Below are 19,938 nucleotides of genomic sequence, written 5' to 3'. Positions count from 1 at the left end.
GAAATGCCGGATGCTGCATCTGCGTCTGATCACCCCGGCCGACCGGACCGACGAGGTGATCCGCCTGATCGACCGGACGGTCGGCACCGCCCACCTGGTCGTCCTGCCGGGCGCCGCACGCGATCCCGCGGGCGACGTCGTCATGTGCGACGTCGCCCGTGAGGCGGGTGACGGACTCATCCGCAGACTCCAGGCGCTGGGCATCGACAGCCGCGGCGCCATCACCGCCGAGAACATCGACCTGTCGCTGTCCACGCGCGCCGACGTGGCCGAGGAGGAAGCACCGGGCGAGGCCGCGGACGCGGTGCTGTGGGAGCAGTTGGAGGAGGCGACCCACGAGGAGTCCACCCTCTCCATCACCTACGTCGCCTTCATCACCCTCGCCACGATGATCGCGGCCTGCGGTGTGGTGCTCGACAACGCGATCCTGATCGTGGGCGCGATGGCGGTCGGGCCCGAGTTCGGTCCGCTGGCGGGCCTCTGCACCGCGATCGTGCAGCGGGCGCCGCGCCTGGCCCTGCGCTCGCTGATCGCCCTGCTGGTGGGCTTCGCGGTGGCGATGGCGGTGACGGTGGGCTTCAGCTGGGTCATGGCCGCGTTCGGCCAGTTCAGCGAGGGCAAGCTGGAGGGCGCCCGGCCCAACACCGGCTTCGTCTACGCCCCCGACGCCTTCTCGTTCGTCGTGGCCGTCCTCGCCGGGATCGCGGGCATGCTCTCCCTGACCTCCGCCAAGTCGGGCGCCCTGGTCGGTGTCGCCATCTCCGTCACCACGGTCCCGGCCGCCGCGAACGCGGCCGTGGCCCTGAGCTTCGGCGACACCGGGCAAACGGTGGGCTCCAGCGAACAGCTCCTGCTGAACCTGTTCGGCATCGTCGTGGCCGGCACCCTGACCCTGCTGGCCCAGAAGGCCCTGTGGGCGACCCAGCGCTCACACCTCACGAAGCCCGAAGGCCCCTGAGGGACCGTCACCGCCTCATCCCCGGGCGGGGGACACGCCCCCAAGGGGCGCGGGGAACTGCGCGACCACCCACAACGGCGCCCCGGCCCCCACCGCACAAAACCCCAACACCGAACCGGGCCACGCCCCCAAGGGGCGCGGGGAACTGCGCGACCACCCACAACGGCGCCCCGGCCCCCACCGCACAAAACCCCAACACCGAACCGGGCCACGCCCCCAAGGGGCGCGGGGAACTGCGCGACCAGCCACGACGGCGCCGCGGCCCGCACCCCACAGAACCCCAACACCGAACCGGGCCACGCCCCCAAGGGGCGCGGGGAACTGCGCGACCAGCCACGACAGCGCCGCGGCCCGCACCGCACAGAACCCCCTCCCCCGACCCGGCACCGCGGAACTACCCCAGCGCCGACTTCACCGCGTCCGCCAGCCGCCCCGCCACCGACCGGGCCTGCTCGATGTCCGCCGCCTCGACCATCACCCGCACCAGCGGCTCGGTCCCCGAGGAGCGCAGCAGCACGCGCCCGGTGCTCCCCAGCTCCCGCTCGGCCTCGGACACCGCCGTACTCAGCTCGGCAGAGGTCGTCACCCGGGACTTGTCCACGTCCGGCACGTTGATGAGCACCTGCGGCAGCCGCTCCATGACCGACGCGAGGTCCTGGAGCGTACGACCGGTCTGCGCGATCCGCGCCGCCAGCATCAGGCCGGTCAGCGTGCCGTCGCCGGTGGTGGCATGGTCCAGGATGATGACGTGGCCGGACTGCTCGCCACCGAGGGCGTAGCCGTTGGCCTTCATCTCCTCCAGGACGTACCGGTCACCGACGCCGGTCTGCACGAACTGGATGCCCTCGCGCTCCATGGCGAGCTTGAAGCCCAGGTTGGACATGACGGTGGCCACGACGGTGTCGGAACGCAGCGCGTCCCGCTCCCGCATCGCCAGGGCCAGCACGGCCAGGATCTGGTCGCCGTCGACCTCCGCGCCGGTGTGGTCCACGGCCAGGCAGCGGTCGGCGTCGCCGTCGTGGGCGATGCCGAGGTCGGCGCCGTGCTCGACGACGGCTGCCTTGAGCAGGTCGAGGTGGGTGGAGCCGCAGCCGTCGTTGATGTTGAGGCCGTCCGGCACCGCGCCGATGGTGACCAGCTCGGCCCCGGCCCGCGCGAACGCCTCCGGCGAGACCCGGGAGGCCGCGCCGTGCGCCTCGTCGAGGACGATCTTCAGGCCGTCGAGCCGGTTCGGCAGGACGCCGACGAGGTGGGCGACGTACTGGTCGAGCCCCTCGTCGTAGTCGCGGACGCGGCCGACGCCGGAGCCGGTCGGGCGGTCCCAGGGCGCACCGGTGCGGTGCTCCTCGTACACGGACTCGATCCGGTCCTCGAGCTCGTCGGCGAGCTTGTGGCCGCCGCGGGCGAAGAACTTGATGCCGTTGTCGGGCATGGCGTTGTGGCTCGCGGACAGCATCACGCCGAGGTCGGCGCCGAGCGCGCCGGTGAGGTGGGCGACCGCGGGCGTCGGCAGCACGCCGACCCGCAGGACGTCCACGCCCGCGCTGGCCAGGCCGGCGACCACGGCGGCCTCCAGGAACTCCCCGGAGGCGCGCGGGTCCCGTCCGACCACGGCGGTCGGCCGGTGTCCGGCGAAGGTGCCCGCCTCGGCCAGTACGTGCGCCGCGGCGACGGAGAGCCCGAGCGCCAGCTCGGCCGTCAGATCCGCGTTGGCGACACCGCGCACGCCGTCCGTGCCGAAGAGTCGTCCCACTTGTCCTCCTGAGGAAACGTCAATTCCGGAAGCGGCTGCTGGTGCGGCCCACGCAGACGGCTCCCGTGGTCCGGGGCGTGCGGCATGCGCTGCCCGGCCATCCGATCACACAAGCCTTTGAGCTTCTGAACGTCTGAACGTCTTGTGCCGTTATACGCCCAACGGCGGGGATACACGAACGCCCCGGCAGCACAGTGGCGTGCCGCCGGGGCGTTCGGAGTACGGGCAGCGTTTAGCGCTTGCTGTACTGCGGCGCCTTGCGGGCCTTCTTCAGACCGGCCTTCTTGCGCTCGACCGCACGGTCGTCGCGCTTGAGGAAGCCGGCCTTCTTCAGCGGGCCGCGGTTGTTGTCGACGTCGGCCTCGTTCAGGGCGCGGGCGACACCGAGACGGAGCGCACCGGCCTGACCGGAGACGCCGCCACCCGCGATGCGGGCGATGACGTCGTAACGGCCCTCGAGCTCGAGCACCTTGAAGGGCTCGTTGACTTCCTGCTGGTGCACCTTGTTCGGGAAGTAGTCCTCGAGGGTGCGGCCGTTGATCTTCCACTTGCCGGTGCCCGGGACGATCCGGACACGGGCGATGGCGTTCTTGCGGCGGCCCAGGCCGGCGGCCGGCTGGGGCTCGCCGAAGCGGGAGGCCATGGACTCCGAGGTGTACTCACCCTCGACGGGGACCTCGGACTCGGTGGTGTAGCTGTCGATGTCGATCTCTTCGAGCGGCTGCTCGGCAGTGGTCTCGGCCACGATGCTCCTCAGATTCTCTTCAGTCTTAGGGGGTGGCCGGACTTACTGCGCGACCTGGGTGATCTCGAACGGCTGCGGCTGCTGCGCGCCGTGCGGGTGCTGGTCACCCTTGTAGACCTTCAGCTTCGAGAGCATCTGACGGCCCAGCGTGTTCTTGGGGAGCATGCCCTTGACGGCCTTCTCGATGGCCTTCTCCGGGTTCTTGTCCAGCAGCTCGTCGTAGCGCACGGAGCGCAGACCGCCCGGGTACCCGGAGTGGCGGTACGCCATCTTCTGGGTCCGCTTGTTGCCGGAGAGGTGCACCTTGTCCGCGTTGATGATGATGACGAAGTCACCGGTGTCGACGTGGGGCGCGTAGATCGGCTTGTGCTTGCCACGCAGGATGGAGGCGGCCGTGGAGGCCAGACGACCCAGGACGACGTCCTGAGCGTCGATGACGTGCCACTGGCGCGTCACATCGCCGGGCTTGGGGCTGTACGTACGCACGGTTCGTAGCCTTCGCTTCTTCAGTGAATGGTCCTGACAAGGTCACCGAAGACGATCACGACAGCCCTGACCGCACCGCGGTGACGCAAACCGCGTGCAGGTCGCTGGTCATCGGTCCCGGTGGACCGGTGTAAGGGCCCCTCACGTGAGAATGAGCAAGCCAATACACATACGACTGTGCAGAGTACCCGGGGTGCCGCAGCCGGGTCAAAACGGAGCCGCCGAGACCGGCGCGCGTCGGTCTCGGACACGGCCGTCGGCGGCCGCCTCCGGGGCACGGGCCCGCCGGGCCACCGTCACGGCCAGTACACACAGCGTGAACGCGTCCTTGAAGGCCCGCCGCCGCTCCGACTCCAGCCAGGGCCAGGTCAGCCCCGGCACCTGGGGCAGCAGGGCGACCCAGAACCAGGGCCCGCGGGCCACCGAACCGGCGTACGGCAGCCCGGCGAGCAGCAACGGCAGGACGACCAGCAGGTAGTGGTCGTACGACGGCCGGGAGACGAGGAACGCCGACAGCATCAGGCCCGCGCCGGTCTCCGCGAGCCGCAGCGGGCCGGGGTCGGCGCGGCGCCAGCGCGCGTACGCGCAGAGCACCCCCGCGCCGGCCGCCACCACCGCCGCCCCCTCGGCGAGCGCCCGCGGCACGCCGAGCCGCGGCAGCACGGCCGCCGGGGAGGCCTCGTAGAGCCGTACGAAGCCGTCGTCGCCCTGCAGCAGGAACGGCAGGGTGCGGGTGACGAAGCCGGCCGGGTCGGGCATCGCCAGCGCCGCCGCGCCGGAGGCCAGCGCGGGCACCAGGAGGGCCGCCGCCAGCGCCCGCCACCGCCCGGCGAACAGGAACAGCAGGACGACCGGCGCGAGCAGCGGCTTGAGCGCCACGGCCGCGCCGACGACCGCGCCCGCCGCCGTCCACCGCCCCCGGCTCACCAGCAGCAGGGACAGCGGCAGGGCCACCGCCGCCGTCACCGTCCAGTTGCCGAGGCGCACCAGGTGGCCGAACGGCGCGAAGCCGACCGCGAGCCCGGTCAGCCCGAGGACCGCCAGCCGGCTGCGGAGCGGCACGCGGTGCAGGCGCAGCGCACAGGCCCAGCCCAGCGCCAGCAGGACCGTCACCGCGCACGGCACCAGCACCCGCAGCACGGCCCCGGGCAGCAGCGCCTGCGGCACGGCGGCCAGGACGGCGCTCGGGAAGTAGAGGAAGTGCGGATCGTCGTACGGGGAGCCGCCGGCCAGCCAGGTGCGGGCGGCGCGCACGACGATCGCGTTGTCCATGCCGCCGTCCGGAGTGGCCCGCGCCGCATGCGCCGCGGACGCCGCCAGCACCGCCCCGAGCACCGCCCACGGATGCCCGCCCGCCGGTCGCACCAACCACCCGGAGATGCCGCTTTTGCCCGTCCGCATGAACGGAACGCTAGGCGCCACGGTCCCCGAGTACGGGCACCAGCGCGCCGCGGGGCCCGTCTAAGATGCCGCCCATGAGCTTTGGGCAGGGGGGACCTCAGTCGCAGTGGGATCCCTGGAAACCGCAATCGCAGCAGCCCTGGAACAGTGGCGACAGCGGCGACACCCCGGACTGGGCCGCCCTCGCGGAGGCTTCCGAGGCCCGCCACAAGCGGCGCCGGCTGCTGTTCATCGGGGGCGGCGCACTGGCCACCGTGGCGATAGCCGCCGCCGTCGCCGTGGCCGTCGTCTCGGCGAACGGCTCCGGCCGGGCGTCGGACAGCCCCTCCGAGCTCCCCACGACCGCGGACATCCCCAGCGCCACGGCCGCGGCCCCGTCGTTCGCCCCGACCAGCGCCCCGCCGCCGCTGGACCCGAAGGACTTCGTCTCCAGTGTCCAGAAGGACAAGGCCCCGCTCGGCCCGGACGTGCTCTTCCCCGGCACGCAGCTGACCATGGGCAGCGCGGTCTACCGGAAGGGTCCGACGGCCGACACCCGCACCTGCGGCTCCGCCGCCCAGAAGACGCTCCCGAAGGTGCTCGCCGACAACGGCTGCACCCGCCTGATGCGCGTCACCTACACCCAGGGCGACACCGCCGTGACGGTCGGCGTGGCCGTCTTCGACACCGAGGCGCAGGCCGCCGAGGCCAAGAAGCAGGCCGACCCGAAGAGCATCATCCGCTCCCTGTCCGGCGGCGGCGTCAAGCCCTTCTGCACCGGCGCCGTCTGCCGCTCCACCACCAACTCCTACGGCCGCTACGCCTACTTCACCGTCGCCGGGTTCACCAACGGCAAGGACGTGACGGAGAAGACCACCGAGGTGTTCCGGGCCGGTGACGACCTGGCCGAGTTCACCTTCCGGCAGATCCGGCAGCGCGGCGAGGCGCAGGCGTCGGCGGCGGCCCGGGTGGGCTGACCGCCGCCCTTGCCGGTCGCCCCTGTCAGTCGCTCCCCGCGAGCGTGTTCACGTGGCTCGTACCCGCGGCGGCGAAGTCGGCCGCGGCCTTCGCCGCGTCGTCCGGGGAGACGGTCCGGCCGGAGCTGAGGTACACCCAGTCGACGTTCATCACCCAGGAACGATTCCCCTTGAAGGGGAGGTCGATGAACCAGTTACTGAAGTTGACGCTCATCGGTTCGCGCGGGAGGTACTTCTTCCCGCTGGTGAACAACACCTTGCCGTCCACCGAGTAGGTGACCTTGCCGTCGGCCGCGGTCATGGCCAGGGTGTGCCAACCGCCGAGCTTCAGCTGATGGGGCTGGGTGACCCGGTCGCCCAGGTCGCTGCTGCGCCAGCTGGTGGTGTCGAGGATCGGACCGTAGCGTCCCCAGCCGCCGTTCGCCATGTACTCGAAGTCGAGTTCGCTGTACTTCTCCGACTCGTGGTCCGGCGAGATGGCGAAGACGGACTGGGACACGTGATCACCGTCCTGGCCGTTCGCCGGTTCGTCGCTGAAGTACACGCGGGCGACGAGTGTGCCCTCGCGGAACACCGGACGCGCGGTGTGGAACTCGGACTGCACCGTCCCCTTCGCCGTGCCGTCGGTACGGGCCTCCAGTCGCAGCGCCTGCCCGCCGTCATCGTTCTCGCCGGCGGGAAACGTGACCCCCTTGGCCGACCACGAGTCCTCGATGCCCGGGCCGCCCGCGCCGCTGCGCACCACCCAGCCGTTGGCGGCGAGCGACGGGTCCTCGGGGCCCGTGTACGCGAAGTCGTCGAAGAGGAGTCCGGCGGGCGGCCGCACCGCCTCGGCAGGGGCCTGCGCGTTCACGCCTCCCCCGGACCCCGTGGTCTCGCCCTGAGGTCCCTCGCCCCACACCTGGGCCCCGTCCAGGTAGGCCGTGACCCGCTCGGACTCCTGGTACGACGTCTTCTCCGCGTCGAACGAGTAGTCGTCCGACTGGTCCAGCCCCTTGTGGTCGACGCGGTAGAGCTGGAGCCCGATCGCCTGGGTCGTCCCGCCGGGCTTCAGGGTGCCGGCCTCCCCCGTGAAGCCGATCTCCAGATAGCGGTCGGCCTTCGGGCCGGCCTTCTGCGCGGCGGCCGTACGCAGGGTGATCCTGGAGCAGTCGAGGGACGTCTGCACGCAGTTGGCCGCGAACTGGGCACCGTCGTCGGCGGTGTAGTGGTACCGGACGGTGACGTCGGCGAGGTCCACCGGCTTGCCGGACGTGTTGATGACTTCCAGCCAGGGTTTGGCGGCGTCCGTCTCCGCCGGGCCTTCGGTGCGGTAGCGGACGGTCAGGGGGGCCGCGGAGTCCTTGTCCGACGGCCACCATCGGTAGGCGGCCGCGCCGGCGGCGGCCAGGAGGACCACCACAGACACAATCACAAGGAGGCTTCGTCCTCTACCGGATGATTTGCTGCGACGGGTCACAAAATACCCCAGATTCCACGGCTGACTGTCGAGCGAATCTTAGGCACATGCTCACCGGACTCTCACTATCATCCTTACTTGCGCACACACGTGACCTTATTCACTCCGACATCGCACAACCCCTGCCGCAATTGCCTGAATTGATGGGATTCACGAACCGATAACGGACAACTTGGACTCACGCATTGCCCAGTTTGCGCTAGATACCCCTGCACCCGGCCGCCTGTTCAGGCTTCCAAGAACCGGACATGCTTGCGGTATCTTCACAAGCGCCTTTGTACTGCCCACGCAGAGTGGGTCTGTCACCTCAAAAGAAAACAGGGTGGGGGGATCGCCTTGTCCGTCATCGACACGGGCCATGACTCGGCTGAGTCGCAGTCGGTGGCTCGGAGCCGCCACCGAAGAGGCCGTGGTGGGAGCGTCCGCGCCACCCCCACCTCAACCACCATGGTCTACGAGACCGTCGTCCTGGTTCCCGCGAGGAACGAGGAGGTCGGAGTCTTCACCTCTCTCGAGTCCCTGTCCCGGCAGTCCCGCCGCCCCGACCTGATCGTCGTGGTGGTCAACAACTCCACCGACCGCACCGAGGACTACGCGCTCCAGTTCGCCGAGGACGAGAGCACGCCGCCCACCGTCGTGCTGAACTTCCCGGACAACCCCCACAAGAAGGCCGGCGCCCTCAACTACGGCCTGAACTGGCTCAGGCAGTCCGTCGGTGGCCGTCTCAACGGCCGTGTGGGCCACATCCTCGTCATGGACGCCGACACCGAACTGCACTCCCGGTTCATCGAGCGCGCCCGCAACGTCATCTCGTCCGACCCCGAGATCGGCGGTGTCAGCGCGGCCTGCCTCGGCCGTACCGACCTGTGGCAGAGCCCCTGGCAGCGGTTCCTGCTGGGCATGCAGATCATCGAGTACGGCCGGGCGGCCAACTCGCGCTTCCGCAAGGACGTCCACACCATGTCGGGCGCCGGTTCCTACTACCGCGCCGAGGCCCTGCAGGGGCTGATCGACTGGCGCGGCGAGGTGTTCTGGGAAGACCACCGCAACCTCGTCGAGGACTACGAGACCACCTTGGCGCTCAAGGAGTCCGGCTGGAAGGTCACGGCCAACCAGCTGTGCATCGCGTACACCGACCTCATGCCCACCCTGCGCGAGCTGGTCCAGCAGCGCGAGCGGTGGAGCCGGGGCACCGTGGACGCACTGCGCCGCCGTGGCTGGACCAAGTTCACCTGGCACTCCATCATCACCATGATCCTGGGCCTGTTCGGCTTCGCGTACATCTTCATCTGGGGCGCCCGCCAGCTCGTCTCCGTGGCCCAGTACAGCCTGAGCACGCACCCGGCGCTGTGGGCCCTGCTCGCCTTCTGGATCATCTATCCCGCGCTGCGGGTACGGCCCCTGGGCTGGAAGGCGATGCTCGTCGAGGCCCTGCTCATCCCCGAGCTGGTCTACACCGTCGTACGGGCCTACTGGCTCGTGTCGTCCATCCTCAAGTCCTACGTGACTCGTGTGTCCGCCTGGAAGTAAGAGACAGACAGGCGCGGGAGAAAGATGAACACCCTCAGAGGCCTTGGAGCCTGCGCGGTTCTCGCGGGCATCGCCTACACCGTCACGAAGGTCACCCAGGTCGAGATCGTCGTCCTCGGCTTCACGTGCCTGGCCGTCACCCTCACCGTGGTGGGCTGGATACTCTCCATCAAACGGAGCCGTCACGACCGCCGGGCGGCCGGCGGCGGCGGCAGGCGTGCGCGCCGCTCCTGACCGCACGCCGCACACGTCCGAACGCCGGGGGCGCCGCACTGATCCTGTGCGGCGCCCCCGGCGTTGTCCTGCGCACGGCCCGAACACGCTTCAGGCGTAGTACCCCATCGCCTCCTGCACCGTCAGTACCTCGATGCCCCGCTTGTCGATCTCGCGCATCAGGCGGTCGAGGCCCTCGGTGCTCAGTTCCGTGTTCTGCGTGGGAACGCCCTCGACGATCCGGTGCAGACACAGGATGAGCCAGTCGCCGCCTCGCGCACAGCGGTCCAGCGCGCCACCCTCGCCGATCACGTCGGCGAGCGTCTCACCGCCGATCTCCTTCCCGTCGTTGATCCCGGTCAGCGCCTTGAGCCGGTACGGCATCGCCGGGGCGAAGCTCTCGGAGGTCTCGGAGATGATGGAACGCGCGGTGGTGAAGTGCCGGGCGGCCAGCAGGTCGACGGGCACACCGTCGCGGGTCTTCCCGAACGCCCCGTGCGGATAGGCGAAGTGGTCGCTGGTGAAACCGTGTGCGACCAGCCACTCGCGCAGCTTGCGGAAGTCGTCGTCGACCTCCTCCGCGGCGAGTTTCGGGTAGCTCGCGTCATGGGCCTTGAGCGAGTAGGCGTGTCCGGCCATCTCCCAGCCGGACGAGTCCTGCAGGGAACGCATCTGTCCGATGCCCATGAAGGGCTCGGTGCCTATCGCGCCGGCGATGTTGTAGAGCGTGCCGGGCATGGCGTACCGGTCCATGACCGGGCGGGCGAAGTCGTGCACCGACTCGTGCGAGTCGTCGAAGGTGATCGAGACGACGCCCTTGGGGAAGACGTCCGTGGTGTCCGGCACCACCTCGACGGCCTGAAGGCGGTAGGTGACCGGTCCCTTCCCGTCGTCGTACGCGGCGAACGACATGTCGGTGAAGCCGGACCGGACCGACGGCTCACCGCGCGACGACAGCTTCCTGGCGCCGGACGCGCCGGTGACGTCCGCCCACTGCAAGTGGACGGTGACCCAGTCCCCCGACTGTACGTAGTTGGTGCCCTCGGCCGCGTGGTAATGGAAGGTCCAGCTGAAGTGGTTCGCCAGTTCACGGCTGCCCAGGTAGAACTCCATCCGGTCCAGATGGGCCACGTCCTCCACCTGGAAGACGAGACGGATCATCTTCCCCTTGAGATCCATCGGCTCCATGTCGGTACGGCGTACGAAGGACTGGACACCGTTGCCGCGCGTGGTGACCCGGCAGGAGCGGTCGCCTCGGGTGAAGACCTTGGTGTCGGACCCGGAGGACGCGGTGCCCTCGCCGCCGACGGACCACTCGTGGCCTTCTTGGAACTGCTCGCTCCAGGTCGCCCGCCGGTACCGGGGGCGGCGCCCGCTCGGGGCGTACGTCGGCGAGGTCAGGTTCTTGAGGCTCCTGCCCCCACCGAGATCGACGGCTCCGATGCCGCTCTCGGCCGACGCGGGCAGGATCAGGTCCTTGCCCGCCACGCCCGCGACCGCGCCGCCGGCCGTCAGCAGACCGCCGAGCCCCAGCAGGCCGAGGGCCGAACGCCGACCCACCTTGGCCCTGGAATCCCGTTCGGCGAACGCCGACGCCGAGTGTTTTCTGACTCTGGACAAAAATGGCTCCCCGGCTCGCAGCGGTTCCGGCCGCACGCGACAGCACCGGACGGCCGCTCCCATGAGCGCGTCCGGTGTGCAGGACAGGTGTCGTGGCGGCTCGACGGCCTCGCTGTCCCCCGACACCCCATCGGCGAGAATTCCAGCGGATGATACGAACGAGACATCGTCGAACGGCAGTGTAGCGGGGCACGCCGACCCCGCACCGTACGGTTCAGCAGCAACTGCCCCCCGGCAGCGTCCTCTTGTTCCGCGCCTCGAGGTTGCGCGCCGCCAGCATGTCATCCGCGGGATAGCCGACCTCCTCAAGGGTCAGCCCGTGCGGCCGTACGACGTGCACGGCCGAGTCCCGTACGCGGGCGGCGAGCACCTTGGCCGGCCAGTCGGGCGTGCGGTGGCCGTCGCCGACGAACAGCAGGGCCCCGATGAGGGAGCGGACCATGTTGTGGCAGAAGGCGTCGGCCCGGACGGTGGCGGTGACGATCCCGTCGTCGCCCCGGGCCAGGCTCAGCTCCTGGAGGGTCCGGATGGTGGTGGCCCCCTCGCGCTTCTTGCAGTAGGCCGCGAAGTCGTGCTCCCCCAGCAGTCCGCGGGCGGCCTCGTTCATGGCGTCCACGTCGAGGGGCCAGTCGTGCCACAGGACGTGGCCGCGCAGCAGCGGGTCCACGCCGCCGGGGTTGTCGGTGACCCGGTAGGCGTAGCGCCGCCAGATCGCCGAGAACCGGGCGTTGAAGCCGCTGGGCGCCTCCCTGAGGGCCCACACCCGTACGTCCCTCGGCAGCCGCCCGGCGAGCCGCTTGAGCAGCTTCATGTGGTGCTCGGCCCACACCTCGCGCGGCAGGTCGACGTGGGCGACCTGGCCCCGGGCGTGCACCCCGGCGTCGGTCCGCCCCGCCACGGTCAGCTCGTGGATCTCCCGGGACCGCGTGACGGTCCGCAGCGCGTCCTCGATCTCCCCCTGCACGGTCCGCCGCCCACCGGCCTGCTTGGCCCACCCGGAGAACTCGGACCCGTCGTACGACAGATCAAGCCGCACCCGCACGAACCCGGCCTCTACTTCATCACTCACCCAGAGATCCTCTCACCCACACGAAAGCGGGCCCGCCCCTGTAAAAGGAACGGGCCCGCCAACGCCCTGAAGGGGCGCGGGGAACTGCGCGAGCAACCACGACGCAAGCCGCAGCCGCGACCGCACAGCCCCCGGCAGACGCTTACGCGTCCTTGGACTCCTCGGCGGGAGCCTCGTCGGCCTTGGCCGTGTCGACCTTGGCCTCGGAAACCTCGGCGGAGCCCTCCGCGTCCTTGGCGGCACGCTTCGTCGCGGCCTCGGCCTCGCCGGTGGCCTGCTGCGCCACGGTCAGCGCCTCGACCAGCTCGATGACGGCCATGGGCGCGTTGTCGCCACGGCGGTTACCGATCTTGGTGATCCGGGTGTAGCCACCGGGACGGTTCTCGTAGCGCGGGCCGATCTCGGTGAAGAGCGTGTGGACGATGCTCTTGTCCGTGATCACCTGGAGCACCTGACGGCGGTTGTGAAGGTCGCCCTTCTTCGCCTTGGTGACCAGACGCTCGGCGTACGGACGCAGCTTGCGCGCCTTCGCCTCGGTGGTGGTGATGCGACCGTGCTCGAACAGCGCCTTCGCGAGGTTCGCGAGGAGCAGCTTCTCGTGCGCGGCGCTGCCGCCCAGACGGGCACCCTTGGTGGGCTTCGGCATGGTGTTTCTCCTAGGTGTCTGCCCCGGCCGTATCAGGTACCGGAGTCAGTATCCGAGCAGGCGGTCGCCTGTCGGAGATCCGGAGGCAGCCCCGAAGGGGCGCCTCCGGAAGGGGCGCGGGGCGGTGTCGATATGCGACTCCGTCGCGTGGGCGCGACAGGCCACAGCGCACCCGCACCCGAGTACGGACCGGAAGGCCCGAGCTCTCAGTACTGCTCGGTCTCGACGAAGCCCGCATCCGCGTCGTCGTCGGCGCCGAAGGCGTCCGCGGCGGCGGTCGGGTCGAACCCGGGAGGCGAGTCCTTGAGCGCGAGGCCCATACCCGCCAGCTTCGCCTTGACCTCGTCGATCGACTTCGCACCGAAGTTGCGGATGTCGAGCAGGTCGGCCTCGGAGCGGGCGACGAGCTCACCCACGGAGTGGATGCCCTCACGCTTGAGGCAGTTGTACGACCGAACGGTGAGCTCCAGCTCCTCGATCGGCAGCGCCAGGTCGGCGGCGAGCGCGGCGTCCGTCGGGGACGGACCCATGTCGATGCCCTCGGCGTCGATGTTCAGCTCGCGGGCGAGACCGAACAGCTCGACCAGCGTCTTACCGGCGGAGGCCATGGCGTCACGCGGACGCATCGCCTGCTTGGTCTCGACGTCGACGATCAGCTTGTCGAAGTCGGTGCGCTGCTCGACACGCGTGGCCTCGACCTTGTACGTGACCTTGAGAACCGGCGAGTAGATCGAGTCGACCGGGATACGGCCGATCTCCTGGCCCACCTGCTTGTTCTGCACGGCGGAGACGTAGCCGCGACCGCGCTCGACGGTCAGCTCCATCTCCAGCTTGCCCTTGCCGTTGAGCGTGGCGAGGACGAGGTCGGGGTTGTGCACCTCGACACCGGCCGGGGGCGCGATGTCGGCGGCGGTGACCAGACCCGGGCCCTGCTTGCGCAGGTACATCACGACGGGCTCGTCGTGCTCCGAGGAGACGACCAGCTGCTTGATGTTGAGGATCAGGTCGGTGACGTCCTCCTTGACGCCCGGCACGGTGGTGAACTCGTGCAGGACACCGTCGATGCGGATGGACGTGACCGCCGCACCCGGGATCGAGGAGAGGAGCGTACGACGCAGGGAGTTGCCGAGGGTGTAGCCGAAGCCCGGCTCCAGCGGCTCGATGACGAACCGGGAGCGGAACTCGTCGACGACCTCTTCGGTCAACGAGGGACGCTGAGCGATCAGCATGTGCGGAATCCTTCAGTCAGGGGCGCCCGCTATTTGACGCCCGACCAGTACTGCAAGGGTACGGGCGATACGACCCGAAAGAGCCGTACCGCCCGTGAGAACCCTGGTGAAGCAAGATCAGACGCGTCGGGGACGACGCATCGGATCAGACGCGACGGCGCTTCGGCGGACGGCAGCCGTTGTGCGGGGTGGGCGTGACGTCCTGGATCGAGCCGACCTCGAGGCCGGTGGCCTGGAGGGAGCGGATCGCGGTCTCACGACCGGAACCCGGGCCCTTGACGAACACGTCGACCTTGCGCATGCCGTGCTCCTGGGCGCGGCGGGCAGCCGACTCGGCGGCCATCTGCGCGGCGAACGGCGTGGACTTCCGGGAGCCCTTGAAGCCGACGTGGCCGGCGGAGGCCCAGGAGATCACGTTGCCGGACGGGTCCGTGATCGAGACGATCGTGTTGTTGAACGTGCTCTTGATGTGCGCGTGGCCGTGAGCGACGTTCTTCTTTTCCTTGCGGCGCACCTTCTTGGCAGCGCCCTGACGTCCCTTGGGGGGCATGTCGTACTCCTACGGGAGGTGGTCGGTCCTACAGCGAAGACCGCTGGACGGCGAGTCCGCTGCGGACTACTTCTTGCCCGGCTTCTTCTTGCCGGCGATGGCGCGACGCGGGCCCTTGCGGGTGCGGGCGTTGGTGCTGGTGCGCTGGCCGCGGACGGGCAGACCGCGGCGGTGCCGCAGACCCTGGTAGGTGCCGATCTCGACCTTGCGGCGGATGTCGGCCTGGATCTCGCGACGGAGGTCACCCTCGGTCTTGATGTTGTTGTCGACGTACTCGCGGATCGCGACGAGCTGCTCCTCGGAGAGGTCGCGAACACGGGTGTTCGGGTCCACGCCGGTGGCAGCGAGCGTCTGCTGCGAGAGGGTCCGGCCGATGCCGAACACGTAGGTGAGGGCGATCTCCACGCGCTTTTCGCGCGGGATGTCAACACCGGAAACGCGTGCCATTCAATGGCTCCAGTTGATCTTCGGAGGTCTTCCACAGAACCGGCTCCCGGCCGCCGTATCAGGTACGGATCGGGTCCCCGGCCTCCGAACCGGGGGTATCGGGCACCTGGGCGCCCGGGCTCTGCGTATGAACAAATTCAGCTCGCGTCGCGCGAAGTCCTGCGAATCGCGGAGGGAACGGTCGTGCGTCAGCCCTGGCGCTGCTTGTGGCGCGGGTTGTCGCAGATGACCATGACCCGACCGTGACGGCGGATCACCCTGCACTTGTCGCAGATCTTCTTGACGCTCGGCTTGACCTTCATGGGATGTGAGGTTCTCCGGGTCAGTTGCCGGCGGCCCCGAGACCTTGCGGTCGCGGAACGTGGGCAAGATCTACTTGTACCGGTAGACGATCCGGCCACGCGTCAGGTCGTACGGAGACAGCTCCACCACGACCCGGTCGTCAGGGAGGATGCGGATGTAGTGCATACGCATCTTGCCGCTGATGTGTGCCAGAACCTGGTGGCCGTTCTGGAGCTCGACCCTGAACATGGCGTTCGGAAGAGACTCGACGACAGTGCCCTCGATCTCGATGGCACCTTGCTTCTTGGCCACGCTTCGCCCTTCGAATCGACTACCTTGATCGACTCCTGTGCGTGGTAACGAGCGCATGGAGACATGCGGGTGCACGAGAGCCGACGAGTCAGTCTACGTCAGCACCCCCGGAAAGGCGAAACGAGGAAGTCTGCCCCACGCCGGAGATCCTTATGCGAGCGGAACGGCGCCGCCGGGATCCCGAGCCCGCCTCGCCGCGGGGCGGCCTCTCGCGGGCTCGGCGCCGGGAGCGCCTCACGGGCTTCGAGCGGCCGCGCCGGCCTCCGACCGGCGGTGGCGGCTCCGGACCGGGATCAGCCCAGCGGATCCGGCGCCGCCGTGACACCCAGCTCCGCGAGCTTGGCCTTGCCTCCGGCCCATCCCCGACGCCCCTCTCGCGGGCTCGGCGCCGGGAGCGCCTCACGGGCTTCGAGCGGCTGCGCCGGCCTCCGACCGGCGGTGGCGGCTCCGGACCGGAATCAGCCCAGCGGATCCGGCGCCGCCGTGACACCCAGCTCCGCGAGCTTGGCCTTGCCTCCGTCGGGGGCGGTCAGGACCAGGGGACCCTGCTCCGTGAGGGCCACCGAGTGCTCCCAGTGGGAGGACCAGGTGCCGTCCGTCGTGATGACCGTCCAGTCGTCCTGCAGGACCTCGGTGCGCGGCGTGCCGAGGGAGACCATCGGCTCGATGGCCAGGCAGAAGCCGGGGACCAGCTTCGGGCCCTTGCCGCGCCGGCGGTCGACGTAGTTCAGCAGGTGCGGGTCCATGTGCATCTCGGTGCCGATGCCGTGGCCGCCGTAGTCCTCGATGATGCCGTACTTGCCGCCGCCGGGCTTGGGCTGGCGGCGGATGTACGTCTCGATGGCACGGGAGACGTCGACCAGCCGGTTGCCCTGCTTCATGGCCGCGATACCCGCCCACATCGACTCCTCGGTCACCCGGGAGAGCTCCACCAGCTCCGGGGAGTGGCCGGAGCCGACGAAGGCCGTGTAGGCGGCGTCGCCGTGCCACCCGTCGATGATCGCGCCGCAGTCGATGGAGATGACGTCGCCGTCCTTGAGGACCACCTCGTCGGACGGGATGCCGTGGACGACGACCTCGTTCACGGACGTGCAGATGGTCGCCGGGAAGCCGCCGTAGCCCAGGAAGTTCGGCTTGGCGTTGTGCTCCGTGAGCACCTTGCGCGCGACCTGGTCCAGGTCCTTGGTGGTGGCGCCGGGCACGGCGGCCTCACGCGTGGCCGCGTGGATGGCGGCGACGACCAGCCCCGCCTCACGCATCTTGGCGATCTGCTCGGGGGTCTTGATCTGCACCATGGGGGCTGCGGCCTTTCTGGACCGGAGAGACGACGAACGCTTCCAACGATACGGGGCGGGACCCGGGGGGCCCTCCCACCCCACAGCACAGCCGCGGCCCCCCTGAGCAAGGGACCGCGGCTGCAACCGGGCAGGAACTACTTGTCGCGCTTCAGCGCCTCCAGCGCACGGCCGGTGACCTCGTCCACCGGTCCCATCGCCGAGATGGTGACGACCAGGCCCTGCGCCTTGTAGTAGTCGATGATCGGTTCGGTCTGCGTGTGGTAGACCTCGAGCCGCTTGCGGACCGTCTCCTCGGAGTCGTCGTCCCGCTGGTACAGCTCGCCGCCGCAGACGTCGCAGACGCCCTCCTTGGCGGGCGGGGTGTACGTCACGTGGAAGACGTGCGCCGAGTTGTTGCGGCAGACGCGCCGCCCGGCGATCCGCTTGACGACCTCGTCCTCGGGGGCCTCCAGGTCCAGCACCGCGTCCAGCTGCATGCTCTCGGTCTCGAGCAGCTCGTCCAGTGCCTCGGCCTGGGACACGTTGCGCGGGAAGCCGTCCAGCAGGAAGCCGCCCTCGGCGTCGGGCTGCTCCATGCGGTCCTTCGCCATGGCGATGGTGACCTCGTCCGGGACCAGGTTGCCGGCGTCCATGTACGACTTCGCGAGCTTGCCCAGCTCGGTCTGCTGGCTGATGTTCGCGCGGAACAGGTCGCCCGTGGAGATGTGCGGAATGTGCAGCGTCTCGGCAAGGCGGGTGGCCTGCGTTCCCTTTCCGGCGCCCGGAGGCCCGACGAGGACGATTCGCATCAGCGGAGGAACCCTTCGTAATTGCGCTGCTGGAGCTGGCTCTCGATCTGCTTCACCGTCTCGAGACCGACACCCACGATGATCAGGATGCTGGTACCACCGAACGGGAAGTTCTGGTTTGCCCCGAAACCAGCCAACGCCATTGTCGGGACGAGAGCGATCAGACCCAGATACAGCGAACCCGGCCAGGTGATCCGGTTGAGTACGTAGCTCAGATACTCAGCGGTCGGTCGGCCAGCCCGGATGCCCGGGATGAAGCCACCATACTTCTTCATGTTGTCCGCGACTTCCTCGGGGTTGAACGAGATGGCCACGTAGAAGAAGGCGAAGAAGACGATCAGGAAGAAGTACAGGATGATGTGCGGCGTCGCGGCCGTGTCGGCGAGATTCTTCGTGATCCAGGTGGCCCAGCCCGCCGTCGAGTTCGAGAACTGGACGATCAGCGCCGGAATGTAGAGCAGCGACGAGGCGAAGATGACGGGGATGACACCCGCCTGGTTCACCTTGAGCGGGATGTACGTCGACGTACCGCCGTAGGAACGGCGGCCGATCATGCGCTTCGCGTACTGCACCGGGATGCGGCGCTGGGCCTGCTCCACGAAGACCACCAGGCCGACCATGACCAGGCCGACGAGGATCACGGTGCCGAATTCGATCCAGCCACCGGCCAGCTCGCCCTGCGTCTTGATGGCCCACAGGGCGGACGGGAAGGTCGCGGCGATCGAGATGAACATCAGGATCGACATGCCGTTGCCGATGCCGCGGTCGGTGATCAGCTCGCCGAGCCACATGACGACGCAGGTACCGGCGGTCATGCAGATCACCATGACGACGGTGGTGAAGATCGCCTGGTCGGGAACGATCTGCCCGGCGACGGTGCAGCCGGAGAAGAGGGCGCCGCTGCGGGCGGTGGCCACCAGGCCGGTGCCCTGCAGGATGGCGAGCGCGACGGTCAGGTAGCGGGTGTACTGCGTGATCTTCGCCGTACCCGCCTGGCCCTCCTTCTTGAGGGCTTCCAGGCGCGGGATCACCACGGTCAGCAGCTGCAGAATGATGCTCGCCGTGATGTACGGCATGATGCCGAGCGCGAAGACCGTGATCTGCAGCAGGGCGCCGCCGCTGAACATGTTGACCAGACCGAAGAGGCCCTGGTTGCCCGACGCCTGGTCCACGCACTCCTGGACGCTTTTGTAGTCGACGCCTGGAATCGGAACGTGGGTACCGAGCCGGTAGACCACGATGATGCCGAGCGTGAAGAGCAGCTTCTTGCGCAGGTCGGGCGTCTTGAACGCCCGGGCGAACGCGGTGAGCACGGTGCCTCCTGCGACCCCCGCGCTACTGCGTCAAGGGTGACGGTCTTGAGGTTCGACTGACGACATTAGTAAGGAACGGTCAACTGCCGCTCAGGGTGCCCCATGTGACGCACCCGTGAAAGAGGGCAGCGCAGGCCACCTTACCGGCGGACCACTGCCCTTGGAACGACCAACCGGGGATACCCCTATTTGTGGGGTATCCCCGGTCGGGATCGCTCAAGTCATCGAGACGCCTGAAGGGATCAGACGAGCTCGGTGACGGTACCGCCGGCGGCGGTGATCTTCTCCTTGGCGGAGCCGGAGACGGCGTCGACCGTCACCTGCAGCGCCACGGAGATCTCGCCCTGGCCGAGGACCTTGACGAGGCTGTTCTTGCGAACGGCACCCTTGGCCACGAGGCCCTCGACGGTGACCTCGCCACCCTCGGGGTACAGCGCGGCCAGCTTGTCGAGGTTCACGACCTGGAACTCGGTCTTGAACGGGTTCTTGAAGCCCTTCAGCTTCGGAAGACGCATGTGGAGGGGCATCTGGCCACCCTCGAAGCGCTCCGGAACCTGGTAACGGGCCTTCGTGCCCTTGGTACCACGACCGGCCGTCTTACCCTTCGACGCCTCACCACGACCCACACGGGTCTTGGCGGTCTTGGCGCCCGGGGCGGGACGGAGGTTGTGGATCTTGAGCGGGTTCTGCTCCGCCATGATCAGTCGACCTCCTCGACCGTCACGAGGTGGCGGACGGTGTGCACCATGCCGCGGAACTCGGGGCGGTCCTCCTTGACGACCTGCGTGTTGATGCCCTTGAGACCAAGGGAACGCAGGGTGTCACGGTGGTTCTGCTTGCTGCCGATGTAGGACTTGACCTGCGTAATCTTGAGCTGCGCCAT

Annotated in this window: 22 protein-coding genes; 4 read left to right on the top strand and 18 right to left on the bottom strand. The window is 69.1% G+C overall.

What is annotated here, in order from left to right:
* Window positions 1-10 precede the first annotated feature (10 nt).
* Window positions 11-958: a DUF389 domain-containing protein gene (locus RM812_RS08075; RefSeq protein WP_311571699.1), complete on the top strand. Its 948-nt coding sequence runs from the start codon at window positions 11-13 to the stop codon at window positions 956-958.
* Window positions 959-1,352: 394 nt separating this feature from the next.
* On the opposite strand, the gene glmM is transcribed toward RM812_RS08075, so the two are convergent.
* The 4 genes from glmM to RM812_RS08055 all read right to left on the bottom strand — a co-directional run bounded on the left by glmM (window position 1,353) and on the right by RM812_RS08055 (window position 5,343).
* A complete protein-coding gene (glmM, locus tag RM812_RS08070; RefSeq protein WP_311571698.1) occupies window positions 1,353-2,711 on the bottom strand; it encodes a phosphoglucosamine mutase in 1,359 nt (452 codons plus the stop codon).
* Between the two features lie 232 nt (window positions 2,712-2,943).
* Entirely contained in the window at window positions 2,944-3,456 is a 513-nt protein-coding gene (rpsI, locus tag RM812_RS08065; RefSeq protein WP_077796742.1) for a 30S ribosomal protein S9, read from the bottom strand.
* Between the two features lie 42 nt (window positions 3,457-3,498).
* On the bottom strand, window positions 3,499-3,942 hold the full coding sequence (gene rplM / locus RM812_RS08060; RefSeq protein ID WP_055632362.1) for a 50S ribosomal protein L13: 444 nt from the start codon (window positions 3,940-3,942) through the stop codon (window positions 3,499-3,501).
* 207 nt (window positions 3,943-4,149) lie between these two features.
* A complete protein-coding gene (locus tag RM812_RS08055) occupies window positions 4,150-5,343 on the bottom strand; it encodes a glycosyltransferase 87 family protein (protein WP_311571696.1) in 1,194 nt (397 codons plus the stop codon).
* 74 nt (window positions 5,344-5,417) lie between these two features.
* Between RM812_RS08055 and RM812_RS08050 the strand changes: the two genes are divergently transcribed.
* A complete protein-coding gene (locus tag RM812_RS08050; RefSeq protein WP_311571695.1) occupies window positions 5,418-6,299 on the top strand; it encodes a hypothetical protein in 882 nt (293 codons plus the stop codon).
* A gap of 25 nt (window positions 6,300-6,324) precedes the next feature.
* Here the strand turns inward: RM812_RS08050 and RM812_RS08045 are convergent, their stop codons facing one another.
* Window positions 6,325-7,713, bottom strand: coding sequence for a cellulose binding domain-containing protein (locus tag RM812_RS08045; RefSeq protein WP_311571694.1), 1,389 nt, complete (start codon window positions 7,711-7,713; stop codon window positions 6,325-6,327).
* 492 nt (window positions 7,714-8,205) lie between these two features.
* Here RM812_RS08045 and RM812_RS08040 point away from each other — a divergent pair, with 492 nt between their 5' ends.
* Both RM812_RS08040 and RM812_RS08035 read left to right on the top strand, forming a co-directional pair.
* Entirely contained in the window at window positions 8,206-9,288 is a 1,083-nt protein-coding gene (locus RM812_RS08040) for a glycosyltransferase family 2 protein (protein ID WP_311571693.1), read from the top strand.
* Between the two features lie 24 nt (window positions 9,289-9,312).
* Window positions 9,313-9,522 (top strand): hypothetical protein, encoded by a 210-nt coding sequence (locus tag RM812_RS08035; protein ID WP_311571692.1) that lies wholly within the window; start codon window positions 9,313-9,315, stop codon window positions 9,520-9,522.
* A 90-nt stretch (window positions 9,523-9,612) separates the two neighbouring features.
* Here RM812_RS08035 and RM812_RS08030 read toward each other — a convergent pair whose 3' ends face one another.
* The 13 genes from RM812_RS08030 to rpmD form a co-directional block, all read right to left on the bottom strand.
* Entirely contained in the window at window positions 9,613-11,121 is a 1,509-nt protein-coding gene (locus RM812_RS08030; RefSeq protein WP_311571691.1) for a polysaccharide deacetylase family protein, read from the bottom strand.
* Window positions 11,122-11,335: 214 nt separating this feature from the next.
* A complete protein-coding gene (truA, locus tag RM812_RS08025; RefSeq protein WP_311571690.1) occupies window positions 11,336-12,190 on the bottom strand; it encodes a tRNA pseudouridine(38-40) synthase TruA in 855 nt (284 codons plus the stop codon).
* A gap of 142 nt (window positions 12,191-12,332) precedes the next feature.
* Window positions 12,333-12,836, bottom strand: a complete 504-nt coding sequence (rplQ, locus tag RM812_RS08020) for a 50S ribosomal protein L17 (protein WP_311571689.1) — start codon at window positions 12,834-12,836, stop codon at window positions 12,333-12,335.
* Window positions 12,837-13,042: 206 nt separating this feature from the next.
* Complete coding sequence (locus tag RM812_RS08015; protein WP_003966937.1) at window positions 13,043-14,065, bottom strand: DNA-directed RNA polymerase subunit alpha; 1,023 nt, start codon at window positions 14,063-14,065, stop codon at window positions 13,043-13,045.
* A 145-nt stretch (window positions 14,066-14,210) separates the two neighbouring features.
* Window positions 14,211-14,615: a 30S ribosomal protein S11 gene (rpsK, locus tag RM812_RS08010; protein ID WP_003956432.1), complete on the bottom strand. Its 405-nt coding sequence runs from the start codon at window positions 14,613-14,615 to the stop codon at window positions 14,211-14,213.
* Between the two features lie 66 nt (window positions 14,616-14,681).
* Window positions 14,682-15,062, bottom strand: a complete 381-nt coding sequence (gene rpsM / locus RM812_RS08005) for a 30S ribosomal protein S13 (RefSeq protein WP_004984507.1) — start codon at window positions 15,060-15,062, stop codon at window positions 14,682-14,684.
* A 188-nt stretch (window positions 15,063-15,250) separates the two neighbouring features.
* A complete protein-coding gene (rpmJ, locus tag RM812_RS08000) occupies window positions 15,251-15,364 on the bottom strand; it encodes a 50S ribosomal protein L36 (RefSeq protein ID WP_003974245.1) in 114 nt (37 codons plus the stop codon).
* A 70-nt stretch (window positions 15,365-15,434) separates the two neighbouring features.
* Entirely contained in the window at window positions 15,435-15,656 is a 222-nt protein-coding gene (gene infA / locus RM812_RS07995) for a translation initiation factor IF-1 (protein ID WP_004927214.1), read from the bottom strand.
* Between the two features lie 458 nt (window positions 15,657-16,114).
* On the bottom strand, window positions 16,115-16,951 hold the full coding sequence (map, locus tag RM812_RS07990; protein WP_311571688.1) for a type I methionyl aminopeptidase: 837 nt from the start codon (window positions 16,949-16,951) through the stop codon (window positions 16,115-16,117).
* A 137-nt stretch (window positions 16,952-17,088) separates the two neighbouring features.
* Window positions 17,089-17,742: an adenylate kinase gene (locus RM812_RS07985; RefSeq protein WP_311571687.1), complete on the bottom strand. Its 654-nt coding sequence runs from the start codon at window positions 17,740-17,742 to the stop codon at window positions 17,089-17,091.
* Entirely contained in the window at window positions 17,742-19,055 is a 1,314-nt protein-coding gene (secY, locus tag RM812_RS07980) for a preprotein translocase subunit SecY (RefSeq protein ID WP_311571686.1), read from the bottom strand. The genes RM812_RS07985 and secY overlap by 1 nt, the downstream gene beginning before the upstream one ends.
* A gap of 242 nt (window positions 19,056-19,297) precedes the next feature.
* Window positions 19,298-19,753 carry a 50S ribosomal protein L15 gene (rplO, locus tag RM812_RS07975; protein ID WP_023547373.1) on the bottom strand — a complete coding sequence of 152 codons (456 nt, stop codon included), beginning with the start codon at window positions 19,751-19,753 and terminating at the stop codon, window positions 19,298-19,300.
* A gap of 2 nt (window positions 19,754-19,755) precedes the next feature.
* Window positions 19,756-19,938 (bottom strand): 50S ribosomal protein L30, encoded by a 183-nt coding sequence (gene rpmD / locus RM812_RS07970; protein ID WP_003974250.1) that lies wholly within the window; start codon window positions 19,936-19,938, stop codon window positions 19,756-19,758.

The organism is Streptomyces lancefieldiae, assembly GCF_031845825.1.
GTDB classification, from domain to species: domain Bacteria; phylum Actinomycetota; class Actinomycetes; order Streptomycetales; family Streptomycetaceae; genus Streptomyces; species Streptomyces lancefieldiae.
The sequence above is the reverse complement of the archived record's forward strand: the minus strand, read 5'-3'. Positions and strand labels throughout refer to the sequence as shown.

Excerpts from the sequence above, each read along its gene's own strand:
- RM812_RS08075 (WP_311571699.1), top strand. The coding sequence starts at position 11 with ATGCTGCATCTGCGTCTGATCACCCCGGCCGACCGGACCGACGAGGTG.
- RM812_RS08055 (WP_311571696.1), bottom strand. The coding sequence starts at position 5,343 with ATGCGGACGGGCAAAAGCGGCATCTCCGGGTGGTTGGTGCGACCGGCG.
- RM812_RS08050 (WP_311571695.1), top strand. The coding sequence starts at position 5,418 with ATGAGCTTTGGGCAGGGGGGACCTCAGTCGCAGTGGGATCCCTGGAAA.
- RM812_RS08040 (WP_311571693.1), top strand. The coding sequence starts at position 8,206 with ATGGTCTACGAGACCGTCGTCCTGGTTCCCGCGAGGAACGAGGAGGTC.
- RM812_RS08035 (WP_311571692.1), top strand. The coding sequence starts at position 9,313 with ATGAACACCCTCAGAGGCCTTGGAGCCTGCGCGGTTCTCGCGGGCATC.
- rplQ (WP_311571689.1), bottom strand. The coding sequence starts at position 12,836 with ATGCCGAAGCCCACCAAGGGTGCCCGTCTGGGCGGCAGCGCCGCGCAC.
- RM812_RS08015 (WP_003966937.1), bottom strand. The coding sequence starts at position 14,065 with ATGCTGATCGCTCAGCGTCCCTCGTTGACCGAAGAGGTCGTCGACGAG.
- rpsK (WP_003956432.1), bottom strand. The coding sequence starts at position 14,615 with ATGCCCCCCAAGGGACGTCAGGGCGCTGCCAAGAAGGTGCGCCGCAAG.
- rpsM (WP_004984507.1), bottom strand. The coding sequence starts at position 15,062 with ATGGCACGCGTTTCCGGTGTTGACATCCCGCGCGAAAAGCGCGTGGAG.
- rpmJ (WP_003974245.1), bottom strand. The coding sequence starts at position 15,364 with ATGAAGGTCAAGCCGAGCGTCAAGAAGATCTGCGACAAGTGCAGGGTG.
- map (WP_311571688.1), bottom strand. The coding sequence starts at position 16,951 with ATGGTGCAGATCAAGACCCCCGAGCAGATCGCCAAGATGCGTGAGGCG.
- RM812_RS07985 (WP_311571687.1), bottom strand. The coding sequence starts at position 17,742 with ATGCGAATCGTCCTCGTCGGGCCTCCGGGCGCCGGAAAGGGAACGCAG.
- rplO (WP_023547373.1), bottom strand. The coding sequence starts at position 19,753 with ATGGCGGAGCAGAACCCGCTCAAGATCCACAACCTCCGTCCCGCCCCG.
- rpmD (WP_003974250.1), bottom strand. The coding sequence starts at position 19,938 with ATGGCGCAGCTCAAGATTACGCAGGTCAAGTCCTACATCGGCAGCAAG.